This is a genomic window from Rhodococcus sp. 14-2496-1d (assembly GCF_002259365.1).
In the GTDB taxonomy this organism is placed as follows: Bacteria; Actinomycetota; Actinomycetes; order Mycobacteriales; family Mycobacteriaceae; genus Rhodococcoides.
On record NZ_NPFV01000003.1, the window covers coordinates 201,128 to 214,985 of the forward strand.

The following is a 13,858-nucleotide window of genomic DNA, read 5'->3' on the forward strand; positions in this document are numbered from 1 at the left end:
CGCGAGTGAGAACGGACAGGATTTCGGACGAGGCATTCCCACTCGTACGGTTCCAGCTGATTCATGTTCGCAATGCCCGTGCAACATGCGCCCACTATTTTCGGCAACCATGTCCGCACTCGAGCACGCGATCGCCAGGTCGTTCTCTGCCGGTGAGCCGGCGCAGCCCGCACTGTCACCTCTCCGCGCGCTCGGAAGGCGACAGCTGTCAGGGGTCGAGGTACTCGCCCAGTCGATCGCCACTACTGCACCCGCTGCATCGATGGTGGTGCTGCCCATCGCCATGCTGACGAACGACACAATGCTCGGAGGTGTGTTGACGATCGCTGCCGCGACGATCGTCGTATCGCTCATCGCATTCTGTATTTCGCAGTTCACCCGCAGGCTCGCCGCATCCGGAGGGTTGTACAGCTTCACCTTCCACGGCGCGCGAGCTCGCGCTGCGCTCACCGTCGGTACTGCCATGCTCGTGAAGTACTGCGCCAGTGGAGCGCTGACTCTCTACAGCGGCGGCCAGGCCGTCATGACTGTGCTCGACCAGTTCCACATCGATGCGCGCGGAGGCATTCCTACGATCACCATCTACCTGCTGATCGCCGCATCGATCCTGGCCTGTCTGCTGCGCGGTGTCAGGTTCGCCGCAACGGCGATACTCGTCGTCGAAGTATGTTCACTGGTTTTCATCCTCGTACTGCTGATGATTCCCGATGGTGCGGGCCGCGCAGTCGATGTGGAGACCGCAGAGTCGTCACACGGGCTACTGCTGGTCGCGCTGGCGGCGATGTTCTCACTGGCAGGCTTCGAGAGCGCCGCGTTCTTTGCTCCCGAGGCACGTCGCCCGCTCGTCAACGTCACTCGCACTGTGATGCTCACCCCCATCATCTGCGGAACACTGTTCACCTTCGCTGCGTGGGCTGTGTGGTCCGGCCGAGGCAGCACTCTCATCGAGGCGTACCTGCACGGTTCGTCCACCGGCATCGATCCGTCGCTCGTGATCGCGGTGAACGTAGGACTGAGTTGCTCGTGGCTGGCCTCCTCGATGGCCTCCTCCAATGCGGCGTCTCGCTTGGTCTACACGCTGGGGATCGAAAGGGTGATACCCCGAATATTCGGCTCTGTTCACCGACGATTCCGCACTCCGTCCGTGGCGCTGGTCTGTGTTGTCGTCGGCTTCGCTTCGGCCAGTATCCTGTTCTCGGTCGTGTCGGAAGGGCCGCTGATCGACAACGTAAAACTTGCTGCCCGCGCCGCCCTGATCGTCGGATACGTACTCGTCGCGGTCGCCGCCGTATTGTTCCTGCGCCGCATCGGTGAACTCGAGACACCTGTTGTCGTCGCAGCCGCGCTCGCCTCGGGCTGCGGCGTCGGGGTCCTGATGCTGCTGTTGTTCACCGACGGGATCACCGACAACCTCGTTCTGATCTCGGTGTTCTCGGTCATTGCACTGTCCGGAACGATATGGGCCTCGTGGCTGCGTACGCGCTCACCTCTCGGCCTTCGATCCATCGGTGTGTTCGACAGCGCGGAAACCACGGACGTGCTGCCCGGTTCCGCGTCCTACGGTGAGAACTCCCGTGGCGCTGTCGCTTTGGTCAAGCAGCCGCGCAGGGAGCGATGACAGTGGCCGTGCGTACACCGCGGGTCGCCGAGGTCTCGGGTCACGAGCCGCGCGCAGTACAGAAAGCGCTCGCTCTCCTCGAAGCCGTCGCACACATCGGACCAGGGGCGAGCGCCAAGGAGATCGCACAGGCAACAGGGGTTGCGCCCGCAACTGCATACAGGCTGCTCAATCTGTTGGTCGCAGACGGGTACCTCGTACGCATCGACGACCTTTCCGGGTTCGCGCTCGGTCGACGTACGCGCGAACTCGCGGGACCCGATCCCGGTCACGATCCCGATTCCATTCGCCGCGACGTGTTGGACAGTCTGCGATCCCACATTCGATTCGGTGTGTACCTCGCGTCGTACGAAGGCGGCCGCATCAGTCTGGTGGATCGAGATCCGGACCACGATTTGGTCGCAGAGAGCGCCATCTTGATACATCCCCATGCATCGGCCATCGGAAAAATGATGCTGGCACGTCGCTCCGAGACCCTCCCGACCGGGAAACTGCGGGTTTTCACGTCACACACCATCGCCGACAGCAACGCACTGTCCGCGGAGCTGACCCGAGTTCGCACGTCGGACCTCGCCACCGAAACCGACGAGATGAGAATCGGGCGTTCGGCCATTGCGGTTCCACTTCGAGACGAATCGGGCTCGGTCAGTGGATGTCTGGCAGCGATCGGCAAGACCGGACGACTACGGACGGACGACTCCGATCTGATCGATCTGCTCCGAGCATCAACGGGGAGGCTGCGCCCATGACAGTCCAATTCAGCGACGAACGGACGCGATCGTGTAGCCGATCGCTCCGCCGGCGACCAGCACGCCGACGAGCAGCAACACAACCTGCAGAGCAGTCGACATCGAGTCCTCGAACGACGCTACGTAAACCACGACACAGGACGCAACGATCGCGATGAGAGCAGACAGTGTCGGGGGGGACCTTCGGAGACTTGTCGGTCATGGTGCCAGTACACCATCTCCGAGTCCATCAGGTCTCGCACAACCTCCGATAGGCAACACCGGGTAGGTACTGTGCCCATTCGGTTTCCGTCACCACCGACCCCCCGGATTCGCACAGCTGAGTACGAACCGCGTCGGGGTCGGTCCGCCAGATGCGGACATCGCGAGCCGTGCCACCGCCGAACAGCACTCGTCCGTCCGCGGCGAACACAGCATCGTTGACGCGCATGCCATACGCGGTGAGGGCAGCGTACTGCGATGGCGCGGCACGGTCCGTGACATTCCACAGCCACACCGAGGATCCCCCGTCGCCCGCGGCCAACCGCGTGCCGGACCGATCGAACGAGAGCGAGTAGATCGGGCTGGAGGGTCCGACGATGCGAGATAGGTGTTGCGGGGCAGCCGTATTCGTCATGTCCCACAGTCGAATCGAACGATCCGCACCGCCGGCGGCGAGAGTTCGCCCATCCGGTGAGATGGCCACGGCCTGGACGTAGCCACCGAATCCGCCGAGTGTGGTCGTGCGGCGCGGGTCGGTCGGGTTGCTGATATCCCACAGTTCGACCACGCCCCCGACGCTGGCGATGGCCAGTACCGAGCCGTCGGGAGACAGCGCCATGCCCGCCGGATAGTTCCCGGCCTGCAGGGTCGACATCTTCATCGGGGCAGCCGGATCCTGGAGCGACCACACCGACACGTCGTTCGAGTTCTGACCGGACGCGACCAACATCGTCCCCGAGCGATCGAACGCCAGCACCGCGGTCAGGCTGCCGGTCGCCTCCCGGACGAAACCCAGGGCCACCGGATCGTCGAGATCGGTTGTGTCCCAAAGCTGAAATCCCCCAGTTGCGGTGCCGACCGCGGCCAGAGTGCCATCGGCCGTGAGCGCCACCGCACCCGTCTGCGCCATTCCGTCACCGAGGACCAACGGCTTCGACGGCACCGGATGCTCCACGTCCTCGACATCCCAGAGGGTTGTTGCGGACGCGCGACGACCTGCACCGACCAGTAGCCGGGTGCCCGCTGCACCGACAGGATTCTGGAAGATCGTGTCTCCGGCGTCCACGAGGGCCGGACCCGGAAGCGGCCAGATTCGGGTTGTGCCATCACCACTGGCGGTCACGATCGACGAGCGATCCGGCGTGAATGCCAGCGAACTCACCTCGATCGGACCGGGAAGCGTGAGCTGCAGCGTCCCCGATGCGGCGTCCCATACCTTGGACGAATTGTCCGAGCTCGCCGCAGCGATCTGGATTCCGTCGCCGCTGAACGCGACATCGTTGACGTAGCTGGTGAATCCCGTCAACGCAGGCAGAGGAGAAAGTCCGCCCGCGTCGACGGCCCACCGCAGAACCTCACGACCGGTGGTACCCGCTGTCAACGTCCTGCTGTCGGGAGAAAATGCCAACTGCAGTGCGGTGTAGGTGGATCCGTCCGAGGGGACGTCGATCAACGGCACTGTGGGGGCTGCCGGAGACGAGGTCAGCTGCCTCGCGTCCCACAATCGCAGCGCGCGGCCTGCACCGACCGTCACCAGGTACCGGCCGTCCGGGCTGAATTCCGTGGCCGACGGCGAACCTGGTTGGGCGATTTCACCGACCGTGCGGGGCGTGGCGGGTTCTGCCACGTGGAGAAGAGGCAATCTGTCGTCCTGGGTGCCGACGAGCAGAAATCGTCCGTCCGGCGAGAAGGACAGGTTCCCTACACCGACCACATCCGTGCTCGACAACTTCGTCGGTGTCGCCGGGTCCGATACATCCCACAGCTCGACACCGAAGGTTCCACCGACAGCGATGACTCCTCCGCGCGGATCGAACGTCAGCACCCGCGAGTCACGCGTGACTATCTCACCGAGCCGCGCATGGCCGTCGGCGAGCGACCACATCCGCACGTGCCCGTCGGAACCGCCTGTTGCCACCATGACTCCGCGTGGGTCGACCGCGGTCACGGCATTGCCCTCGACACCGAGCAGCCGCACCGGAGTATGAATCGCCGAGGAATCGAGCAGTGCCGATCGCGCCTCGGACGTTCGGTCCACCTCGTAGGACGCCAGCGCGAAGTAGGCCGCCAGGCCGGGATCCTGCGTTCGTAATTGCTGCGTGACGCCGGCGATCTGACGCGAGACGGCTTCGGCCTCGGCGTGTTCGGCCTCGAGCCGTCCGGCATTCGCGTCCGATCGGGCGACGAACGCCGTCACTGCCAGTGTCACCGACAGTACGGTCAGAATCGCCAGTGCGGTGACGAGCGTTTCCAGGGTGCGTCGTCGACGTCGGTCGTTTCTGTACTGTTGCTCGACTCGATTCGCGCTCGCTTCGAGGTAGAGCTTCTCGGTGGAGTTGAGGTCGCGCCGACGCACCGGTCCGACGGATTCCTGTACCACCAGCAGCCTGGACTCCGGCAACAGCGAGCCCTCGTCGCGGTCGTTGTTCTCCCACAGTTCGGCCGCCTGGGTGAGCCGACGGTGTTCGACCAGCCACTGACGGTCGTCGTCGAGCCACTCACGCAGCCGCTTCCATGCCGTGAGCAACGCCTCGTGCGTCACCTGGACCGTCTCTTCGTCGACGGTCAGCAGTCTGCGCGCGGCGAACCGTTCGATGACGACATCGACGTCGGTGACCACGTTCATGTCGTCGTCTCCGTGGAACAGCTCGACACGATCGACGCGGCGACGAGTGACCACGTCGTCGTCGAGATTGACCAGACGCATGAAGATGCGGCGTGCTTCGCGCTGCTGCTCGAACGTCAAGGCGGAGAACACTTCCTCGGCGCTCTGGCCGACCGCTCCGCCGATTCCGCCGGTTGCGAGATAGTCCTCGACGGTCAGCGTCCTTCCGCTCGAGACCTGCCACGTTGTCAGCAATGCGTGCGAGAGCAACGGCAGGGCACCCGAGTCGTGGGCGAACTGCGATCCACGCGGACCCAACTCCCCGACCAGTACCTGTACGAGAGCATCGTCGACGGTGACTCCCGCCTTCGCTGCAGGCGAGACGATGACTTCCCGCAACTGCGATTCGGTGAGGCGGCCGACGACCACAGGGTTGTCGGCCAGTCCGGCCAGCAGAGCATCCTCCGACACGGCGTTCTGGTAGAAGTCGGCCCGCAGACCGATGACGAGGACCGACCCGGAGTCGGTCGAGGCGGAGGCCGCACGAAGAAAGTTCTCGCGCTCGCGCGCTGTCGCCAGCGTCCACAACTCCTCGGCCTGATCCAGAACGACGACCGATCCCGACGCGAACGACCCGACTCGTTCGGGAAAGGCACGGATATCGCCCACGCCCGAACAGATTTCCGAACCGGCGAACCTCGATGCCAGGCCGGCGCGCAGCAGCGAGGACTTCCCCGAGCCCGATGCACCGACGACGAAGACGATTCCTCCACCGTTGTCGAGAGCACCGCGGACGCGCGTGCTCAGACGGTCGATGACGTCGTCGCGTCCGAAGAACCACTCCGAATCGGCGGTCCCGAACGCCTCCAGGCCCTTGTACGGTGGGCTGCCCTTCGCCGGGTCGACCGTGCGCCTGCCCGAGACGGACCGCACCCTCGACACCGCATCCCACCACCGCGCCCGCTCGTACTCGTCGTCGACTCCGCAGGCGACCAGGACCGCGGCGAACATCTCGGCGCTGGCCTTCGTGGGTACGTGGTGACCGGAGAACCAGCCGCTGATCGTGCCGTGCAGGCCACCGGAACGCTCGACGATGTCGCGGACCGTGGCATTCGCCTGGATCCTGATCACACGCAACGCCGCGGCGAATTCGGTGCGATCCGAGATCGACGAGGGATCCGGGCGATCGGAGGTCATGGGCGAAAACTATAGAGCCGGCAGATCATGCACCGATGCCTCGAACAGCCCACTGAGCAGGACAAACAGCAAATTGCTGCGTTTGAATGACGCACACGTGGAACCCGGAGTCGTCCGTATTGACCTTGTATGGACTTGCGCGCACAGCTGGATCCGCGACGCCATTGCTTCGACGATGGACGCTGAGGTCGGGGATGGACGGATACACGAGGGGGAGAATTTTCGTGCTCGAGCAGACGTCGGCATCGGCGGTACATCACCCGTTTCGAAGGCCGAGAGAGTTTCCACCCACTGCACTCCCGACACCGACCGACACTCGTCGCCCCAAGCCTGCGTTGAGCGCGCGCGAGATCGAGGTCATGCTGGCCTGGTTCGCCTCCGACTCGAAAACGGTCGCAGCTCGGTCCGTCTACATATCGGTGGGCACGATCAACACACACATCACCCGGGTCCGACAGAAGTACGCGGCAGTGGGCCGCAGCGCGCCGACGAAGGCGGCCCTGTTCGCCCGCGCCCTGCAGGACGGTCACACTCAACTGTCCGATTGGTGACCGCCGATGCGGCTGCCCCTCGCGCGGGATGGCCGGGCGCGAATCACCGGATGGGTTGTGCCGTCCTCGTTCGCATCGGCGTCGGGTATTCCGGAACGGGGAGTCGATCGGCGCGAGCGAAGTCGGTCGGTAGTACGACATCGGATGGTCCGAGCGTGTGCACCGATGCATGCCCGAGACCGAGTACCGCGGAATCCAGTCCGCCGCGGAGGATGTCGAGCACGTTCTCCACTCCTGCTCGACCGTTCGCGGCCAACCCCCATAGATAGGCCCGACCGATCAGCACTGCCCGCGCACCCAGCGCGAGCGCTTTCGCCACGTCGCTTCCCCGCCGGACGCCACCGTCGAGGGTGATCTCGACCTGCTCTCCCGCTGCCTCGGCGATGGACGCCAACACCCGAATCGACGCCGGGGAACCGTCGAGATTGTTGCCACCGTGGTTGGACACCGAGATCGCGGTGACGCCGGCGTCGACGGCCCGTAACGCGTCGTCGACCCGCGAGATGCCCTTGAGCATGAACGGACCGTCCCACTGCTGACGTAGCCAGGCGATGTCCTCCCACGTGGGTAGCGGCGTGGACTTCCATTCGCGATATGCGGCGAAAAACGTCGGCGCGGGCTTTCCGGGCGGAGCGAGGTTGGGTGCCGTCAGATCCGGGAGGGTGCCCGTGCGTGCCCATCGCGCAAGCCATCGCGGATGCGCGAGTGCTTCCGGTGCGAATCGGAGCATCGCCCTCGGATCGAGGCGATCGGGAATCACCGGACTCCCCCAGTCTCGCCCCTCGGAGAACGACCAGTCCATCGTCACGATCAGCCCGACGGCACCCGCATTGCGTGCCCGATCGAGCATGTGCAGCAACAACTCCCGTGATCCGACCCAGTGAAGCTGAAAGAACGTCTGCGGGTTCGCTGCGACGACCTCCTCGATGGGTTTGCTCGCGAACAACGACAACCCCATCGCCACACCGCGTGCCGCTGCCGCCCTCGCGACGGCAACCTCGCCGTCGGGGTGCACCGCTTGCACGCCCGTCGGGGAGATCATCACCGGAAACGACAGCGGTTGCCCCATCAGCGTCGTCGACAACTCACGGGTGTTCGACAGCCCTGCCACGTGCGGGGCGAACCCGAGTTCGGCGAACGCAGCGGTGTTGTCCGACGCAGTGATTCCGCGTTCCGATCCTGCCACCAACGCCGAGTAGACGGACTTCGGAAGACGCTTCTGCGCGCGCCGCTGGGCCTGCGCAACGGACTCGAACCAACCGGACTCGGTGAGCACGCAGCGCTCTAGACGCCGAGCCTGCGGTCGAACCCGGCCGGCATCACCACATCCGACGGCGAGAGGTCCTGTACCGAGGTGTGCCCGAGCCCGAGGACAGCGGAATCGACTCCGCCGCGCAGGATGTCGAGTACGTTCTCGACGCCCGCCTGACCGTTCGCCGACAGGCCCCACAGATATGCCCGCCCGATCAGCACCGCTCGCGCACCCAACGCCAGCGCCTTCACCACGTCGCTGCCGCGCCGAATCCCGCCGTCGAGGGTGATCTCGACCTGATCGCCCACCGCCTCGGCAATCGCGGGCAGCGCCCGGATCGGTGCCGGGGTGCCGTCGAGATTGTTGCCGCCGTGATTGGACACCGAGATTGCCGTGCACCCGGCGTCGACAGCCCTCTTCGCATCGTCGACGCGCATCACGCCCTTGAGCATGAACGGCCCACCCCACTGCTCACGCAGCCACGCCACGTCCTCCCACGTCGGCAGCGGGGTGCCCATCCATTCGCCGTATGCACCGAAGAACGTCGGGGCCGGACCACCCGTAGGCGGGGTCAGGTTGGGGGTCGTCAGATCGGGGATCTTGCCGGTCTTGGCGAACTCCCACAACCACTTCGGGCGTACGATGCCTTCCGGCGCGAACTGGACCATCGCCTTGAGGTCCATCTTCTCCGGGATCGACGGGCTACCCCAGTCGCGGCCGTTGGAGAACGACCAGTCCAGGGTCATGATCAGCCCGACCGCCCCGGCTGCGCGTGCGCGCTCCATCCGTTGCAGCAGTATCTCGCGCGATCCGACCCAGTACATCTGGAAGAAGGTCTGCGGGTTCGCCGCCGCGACCTCCTCGACGGACTTGCTGGCGAACGAGGACAAACCGATCGGAATCCCACGCGCCGCAGCAGCTCTCGCGACAGCGACCTCACCGTCGGGATGAACCGCCTGCACGCCCGTCGGCGAGATCATCACCGGGAACGACAGCGTTTGCCCCATCACCGTCGTCGACAGGTCACGCTTGTCCGATAGCCCGGCCACGTGCGGGGCGAAGCCGAGTTCACCGAACGCCGCCATGTTGTCATCGATCGTCAGTCCGCGCTCCGAGCCTGCCACCAGGGCGGCGTACACGGACTTCGGTAGACGCTTCTTCGCACGCCGTTGCGCTTCGGCAACGGTCTCGAACCACGCACTCTTCGCCATCAGCTTTCCTGTTCCATTCCTGCGAGCGGGTTCTCGTCACAGATCTTCGCCGGCGGACGCATCATCAACGTGAGCGGCACCGACTTTCGTGGGGTTTTGCGTTGCCCGGTCCGGGAATGGTCGACACTGGATTTGGGGATCTCCCCCGCCGCTGCCAACGCCATTTCACCGTTCCCGATGACGCATTCGGGGTCCGGGCCGTCCATGGGCAGACCGGTGAAGAATTTCGCTGCCATGCAGCCACCACGGCACGCGTCGAAGTGGGCGCACTTGGTGCACGCGCCCGAGGTCTGCGGCGAGCGCAGATCCTGGAACAACTCCGATGTCTGCCATACGGATTGGAATCCACCCATGCCGTCTTTCGCATCGCGGACGATGTTGCCGGCGAGGAAGTTCTCGTGAATGGCGAACGGGCACGCGTACACGTCGCCGATCGGATCGATCAGGCACACCACGCGCCCGGCACCACAGAGGTTGAGCCCGGGCAGAGCGTCACCGAACGCCGAGAGATGGAAGAACGAATCCCCGGTCAACACACCCTCACCGTTGGCGACGAGCCAGTTGTACAGCTCGCGCTGCTGACCGGCCGTCGGGTGCAGATCGTCCCATACATCCGCGCCCCGGCCGGATGGCCGCAACCGGGTGATCCGCAGTGTCGCAGCGTATTTGTCGGCCAACGCTTTGAAGTCGTCGAGCTGACTCACGTTGTGTCGGGTGACGACGACCGAGATCTTCGCGTCCCGAAAGCCGGCCTCCTTCAAGTTCTCCAACGCCCGGCACGCCATGTCGAACGAACCGGGTCCGCGGACCGCATCGTTGACCTCGGCGGTTGCGCCGTCGATGGAGATCTGGACATCGACGTAATCCGACGCGGCCAACCGCGCGGCCACCTTCTTGTCGATCTTGACCCCGTTGGTGGAGAACTTCACACCCACCTGGTGCGCGGTCGCATAATCGACGAGCTCCCAGAAGTCCGAGCGCACCGTCGGCTCCCCACCACCGATATTGACGTAGAAGACCTGCATCTTCTGCAGCTCGTCGATGATCGACTTGCACTGTTCGGTGCTCAGTTCGCGCGGGTCACGGCGACCCGACGAGCTCAGACAGTGCACACACGACAGATTGCAGGCGTAGGTCAGCTCCCAGGTCAAGCAGATCGGCGCGTCGAGTCCGAGTTCGAACTGGTCGACCAATTTGCCTACCGGAGCGGGCCTTTCGAGGGTGGAGGTCATGGGCGGAAGTCCTCTTCTACTAATGGGTCAGGCTCTACGGGCGAGTGATCATGCTCGAGTCGGCCAACGTTGCGAGGGCCTTCACGTATGGGGCCGACTGCTCTTCGGTGATCCCTGCGGCCTCGATCGCCGACCGCATGTCCGGATGATCGGGAAACGAGGTGATGATCGCCACGATCGTGCGGTTCTTCAGAAACGAGAGCTTGCGAGTTCCGAAGTGATAGAGCAGAGCCCCGAAAGACTCCGGACGCAACGCCACCTGTGGATGCAACACCCAACGCGAATCCAGATCCAGCCCGACCGCATCGAGGTCGTCGCGCACTGCAGTGGTCATGATCAGTACACGCCGCACATGCCGTCGATCGACACTTCCTCGACCAACGACTCCTCGACGAGATCGGATTCGACCACGGCCGTACCGACCACAGCGTTCTCGTTCTTCTTCGACATCTGGAACCTCCTGCGAAATATGCTCGGTCACAATCCGATTGGTTGTGTCTCGGATCACCACGCTAGCGGCCGATCACGACTCGGAACCGGCGTGAGAGAAGAACTGGTCGGCCGTCGCCATCAACCGTCCATATGGGTAGGTATCGTCCCGTCCGGCGTGCGGGGCCAGCAGCGTCCGAGCGGCCCGACCTGGTAGGGAGTGGCCGATTCGTCGACCGATGTGTGGAACGCTCGACCTCACCGAAGGGGCGGCCACGCCGAGTGGACGTGCGACGAACAGAAATGACATCGATGACCGAACTGGATGCACTCGCACCGAGCCCCGATGGAGTCTGGGCGCACGAGAACGTGGTGGTCCGACACCTGCATGGACTCGAGTTCGACGCGGTCCGAACCGGATCGACCGTGCAGGTGTGTCATGGCCTGACGTCGGCCCAGATCGGTGAGCGCCTCGTTCCGATCGTGACCGCACAGGCACGTCATGTGGGTCTTTCGCAGCGGGAATTCGAGTTGGTGCTGGTCGGGATCGTCCGCACCACCGTCGCCGATCCGGTCGACGCCTGGTCCACCTACTATCGCAACTCGCTCGACGAACTACTATCCGGCACTGCCGATTTCGCTCCCGTCCACGATCACGCAGAAAACCTGATCGTCGGATCGGTGCTCGATATGGGATCGTGTTTCGGCTTCTTTCCGCTCCGACTGGCAATGAAGGGGCACTTGGTGACCGCAACGGACCTCTCCGCCGGCACCATGCGGTTACTCACCGTCGTGGCCCCGCATCTCGGGATCACACTCGACACCGTGGTGTGCGACGCTGCGAACGTTCCCGTCGCAGACAGCAGCGTCGACACGGTGACTGCACTGCATCTCCTCGAACACGTCGACTCAGAGACAGGATCTCGCATCGTGAGAGAGGCACTACGCATCGCGCGCACCCGTGTCGTTGTTGCAGTGCCCTTCGAGACCGAGACCACCGCCTGCCACGGACACGTTCGCACGTTCGACGAATCATCGCTGGTGGAATTGGGTCGGTCGACGGGTTCGACGTTCGAGACCTCGGAGCACCACGGCGGGTGGCTCGTGATCGACAAGACCAGGGCACGCCAGTTCACCTGAACAGGTTTCGCATCCGAGGCGTTACCCCAGCACACCTAGAACGGCGGTGCTGCCGCGTCGTCTGCCTCGGGCTGTTGTTTGTCCGGCGGGTCGGGGTAGGCGATGATGCCGGAGTCTCTCGGTTGGGTGGGGATGTGTGGCCTGAGGTCGTTACCGAGGATCGGGACGGCGGTGCTGTTGGCGGGCAGGGTGATTCGGGTGGTCTTCGAGGTCGAGGTCCACAGGATGGCTCCGCCGGGGAGCATGGTGGCTTTCCAGTAGCCGGCGGTTTTGACGGTGTGGTGGTATTCGCAGAGGCATTGCAGATTGTTGACGGTGGTCCAGCCGCCGCCGAGGGGGTTGCTGTGGTCGAACGGGTTGATGTGGTCGAGTTGGCAGCGGGCGGCGGGGCGGTGGCAGCCGGGGAAGCGGCAGTGTTTGTCGCGAAGGCGGACGGCTGCGGTGGTGAGGGCGTCGGGTCGGTAGATCAGGGCGCGGTCGGTGAGGGGGTCGCGGGGTACCGAGTTTCCGAGAGTCGGGTCGGCGGCGATAGCGGCTTCGAGTGCGGCAGCAAGGGACGCGGTGCCGAGATAGAGGCCGGCGGGTGTGCGGGTTACCGGTGTGTGGATCGTGCGGTTGTTGGGCCGGATTGCGAAGGGCAGGTCGAGGGCAGAGCTGTGCCGTGTGCCCCTGCCGACAGGAGTGTGGGTACAGAACAGCGCTGCGGCGGAGGCCAGTGATTGCGTCCGCCGTTGCCTGTCCGCGCCTGCCCCGGTCTCGGAAGGAGCTGGATCGGCCGCTGAATGGGCAGAGGTGTCCCCCGCGGAATCCTCCGTCTGATGATTCTCCGTCTGATCGTGCTTCGAAGTCGGTGATGTCGCCGTCCCCGGTTCCGGCGGGATAACTGTTCCTGGCGTGGGGCCTGTTGTCGGTGGTGATACTGATGTCGGCGGGACCGTCCCGGGTCGCTCTGGAGCAGAGGTGGTCGTGTTCGCTGCCGGCGCATCGATCGGAGAGCGTACGGGTGCGGGCGATGCTGCGGTGACGGATTCGTTCGCCGCTTCCGCATGCGGGGCAGTGGTCGCATCGGTGATGACGTCGACGGGAGCACCTGTGGTCGTGCCGGTCTCGGGTTCCGGATTGCTGTCGGTGTTGCGGCGAGTCTCGGCCGCGGGTGTTCCCGAAGCAGCGCTTCTCCCGGAGTCGGCGTCCGTGTCCGCCTTCGCTGTTGTCGGATTCGACCCCGAGTCCGACACCTGAGCTCGGGTTTTCGGTGTTCGTTCCCATTCCCCGGTTTCCGGGTTCTGCACAGCCAGTCCGAGTTTCTCGGCGAGGGTAACTGCGTCGGTGAGCAGGATCTGCCACTGACTGCTGCGCGCCAACTCCCGAGCGAGGTCAGGATCGATGGAACCGTGCCCGGCCAGATACGCCGGGTTCGCGAGCAGCCCGATCAGGGTGGCGATGTCGACGGTGACCATCGTCAACGGCACCCGACTATCGGGCAACACCGCATCCGCTTTCGGGCAGTCCTCCCGTCGGCACAGGCACGCCAAGCGGGGTTCACCGTGCATCCGGGCCATGAACGCATCACACAAGCGTTCCTTCTTCCCGCGCGGATCTTTCGGGCACAAGGTGTCGGCCATCTCCTCGAGCAACTGCCACGCAGCGGCAGCTTCCGGGGCGGTCAACTCCGC

Annotated in this window: 12 protein-coding genes; 4 read left to right on the top strand and 8 right to left on the bottom strand. The window is 64.6% G+C overall.

The genetic code is table 11. From position 1 onward, the window contains the following. Nucleotides 1-109: 109 nt before the first annotated feature. Both CH296_RS01615 and CH296_RS01620 read left to right on the top strand, forming a co-directional pair. On the top strand, nucleotides 110-1,618 hold the full coding sequence (locus CH296_RS01615) for an APC family permease (RefSeq protein ID WP_094632349.1): 1,509 nt from the start codon (nucleotides 110-112) through the stop codon (nucleotides 1,616-1,618). Between the two features lie 2 nt (nucleotides 1,619-1,620). Continuing rightward, nucleotides 1,621-2,367 carry an IclR family transcriptional regulator gene (locus tag CH296_RS01620; protein WP_256980291.1) on the top strand — a complete coding sequence of 249 codons (747 nt, stop codon included), beginning with the start codon at nucleotides 1,621-1,623 and terminating at the stop codon, nucleotides 2,365-2,367. 9 nt (nucleotides 2,368-2,376) lie between these two features. Here CH296_RS01620 and CH296_RS29385 read toward each other — a convergent pair whose 3' ends face one another. After that, complete coding sequence (locus tag CH296_RS29385) at nucleotides 2,377-2,499, bottom strand: hypothetical protein (protein WP_256980292.1); 123 nt, start codon at nucleotides 2,497-2,499, stop codon at nucleotides 2,377-2,379. Nucleotides 2,500-2,596: 97 nt separating this feature from the next. After that, the gene (locus tag CH296_RS01625; RefSeq protein WP_094683860.1) at nucleotides 2,597-6,370 is read right to left on the bottom strand and encodes a hypothetical protein; all 3,774 of its coding nucleotides are present in this window, start codon (nucleotides 6,368-6,370) and stop codon (nucleotides 2,597-2,599) included. Nucleotides 6,371-6,594: 224 nt separating this feature from the next. Here CH296_RS01625 and CH296_RS29390 point away from each other — a divergent pair, with 224 nt between their 5' ends. Then, the gene (locus CH296_RS29390; protein WP_256980293.1) at nucleotides 6,595-6,921 is read left to right on the top strand and encodes a LuxR C-terminal-related transcriptional regulator; all 327 of its coding nucleotides are present in this window, start codon (nucleotides 6,595-6,597) and stop codon (nucleotides 6,919-6,921) included. Between the two features lie 43 nt (nucleotides 6,922-6,964). On the opposite strand, the gene mftD (CH296_RS01635) is transcribed toward CH296_RS29390, so the two are convergent. Genes mftD (CH296_RS01635) through mftA form a run of 5 tightly spaced genes read right to left on the bottom strand, consistent with a single transcriptional unit; the run spans nucleotide 6,965 to nucleotide 11,066 of the window. Next, nucleotides 6,965-8,197: a pre-mycofactocin synthase MftD gene (gene mftD, locus CH296_RS01635; protein WP_094683861.1), complete on the bottom strand. Its 1,233-nt coding sequence runs from the start codon at nucleotides 8,195-8,197 to the stop codon at nucleotides 6,965-6,967. An 8-nt stretch (nucleotides 8,198-8,205) separates the two neighbouring features. After that, on the bottom strand, nucleotides 8,206-9,384 hold the full coding sequence (mftD, locus tag CH296_RS01640; RefSeq protein WP_094683640.1) for a pre-mycofactocin synthase MftD: 1,179 nt from the start codon (nucleotides 9,382-9,384) through the stop codon (nucleotides 8,206-8,208). Then, complete coding sequence (mftC, locus tag CH296_RS01645) at nucleotides 9,384-10,616, bottom strand: mycofactocin radical SAM maturase (RefSeq protein WP_032397572.1); 1,233 nt, start codon at nucleotides 10,614-10,616, stop codon at nucleotides 9,384-9,386. Before mftC ends, mftD (CH296_RS01640) begins: the two co-directional genes overlap by 1 nt. A 34-nt stretch (nucleotides 10,617-10,650) precedes the next feature. Beyond that, nucleotides 10,651-10,950: a mycofactocin biosynthesis chaperone MftB gene (mftB, locus tag CH296_RS01650; protein WP_032397573.1), complete on the bottom strand. Its 300-nt coding sequence runs from the start codon at nucleotides 10,948-10,950 to the stop codon at nucleotides 10,651-10,653. Nucleotides 10,951-10,952: 2 nt separating this feature from the next. After that, nucleotides 10,953-11,066 (bottom strand): mycofactocin precursor MftA, encoded by a 114-nt coding sequence (gene mftA / locus CH296_RS01655; RefSeq protein ID WP_080730438.1) that lies wholly within the window; start codon nucleotides 11,064-11,066, stop codon nucleotides 10,953-10,955. A gap of 291 nt (nucleotides 11,067-11,357) precedes the next feature. On the opposite strand from mftA, the gene mftM reads away from it, so the two are divergent. Beyond that, on the top strand, nucleotides 11,358-12,185 hold the full coding sequence (gene mftM / locus CH296_RS01660; protein ID WP_094683871.1) for a mycofactocin oligosaccharide methyltransferase MftM: 828 nt from the start codon (nucleotides 11,358-11,360) through the stop codon (nucleotides 12,183-12,185). Between the two features lie 35 nt (nucleotides 12,186-12,220). Here the strand turns inward: mftM and CH296_RS28755 are convergent. Then, nucleotides 12,221-13,858: hypothetical protein (locus tag CH296_RS28755; protein WP_218830234.1), on the bottom strand; the 1,638-nt coding region annotated here is incomplete at its 5' end.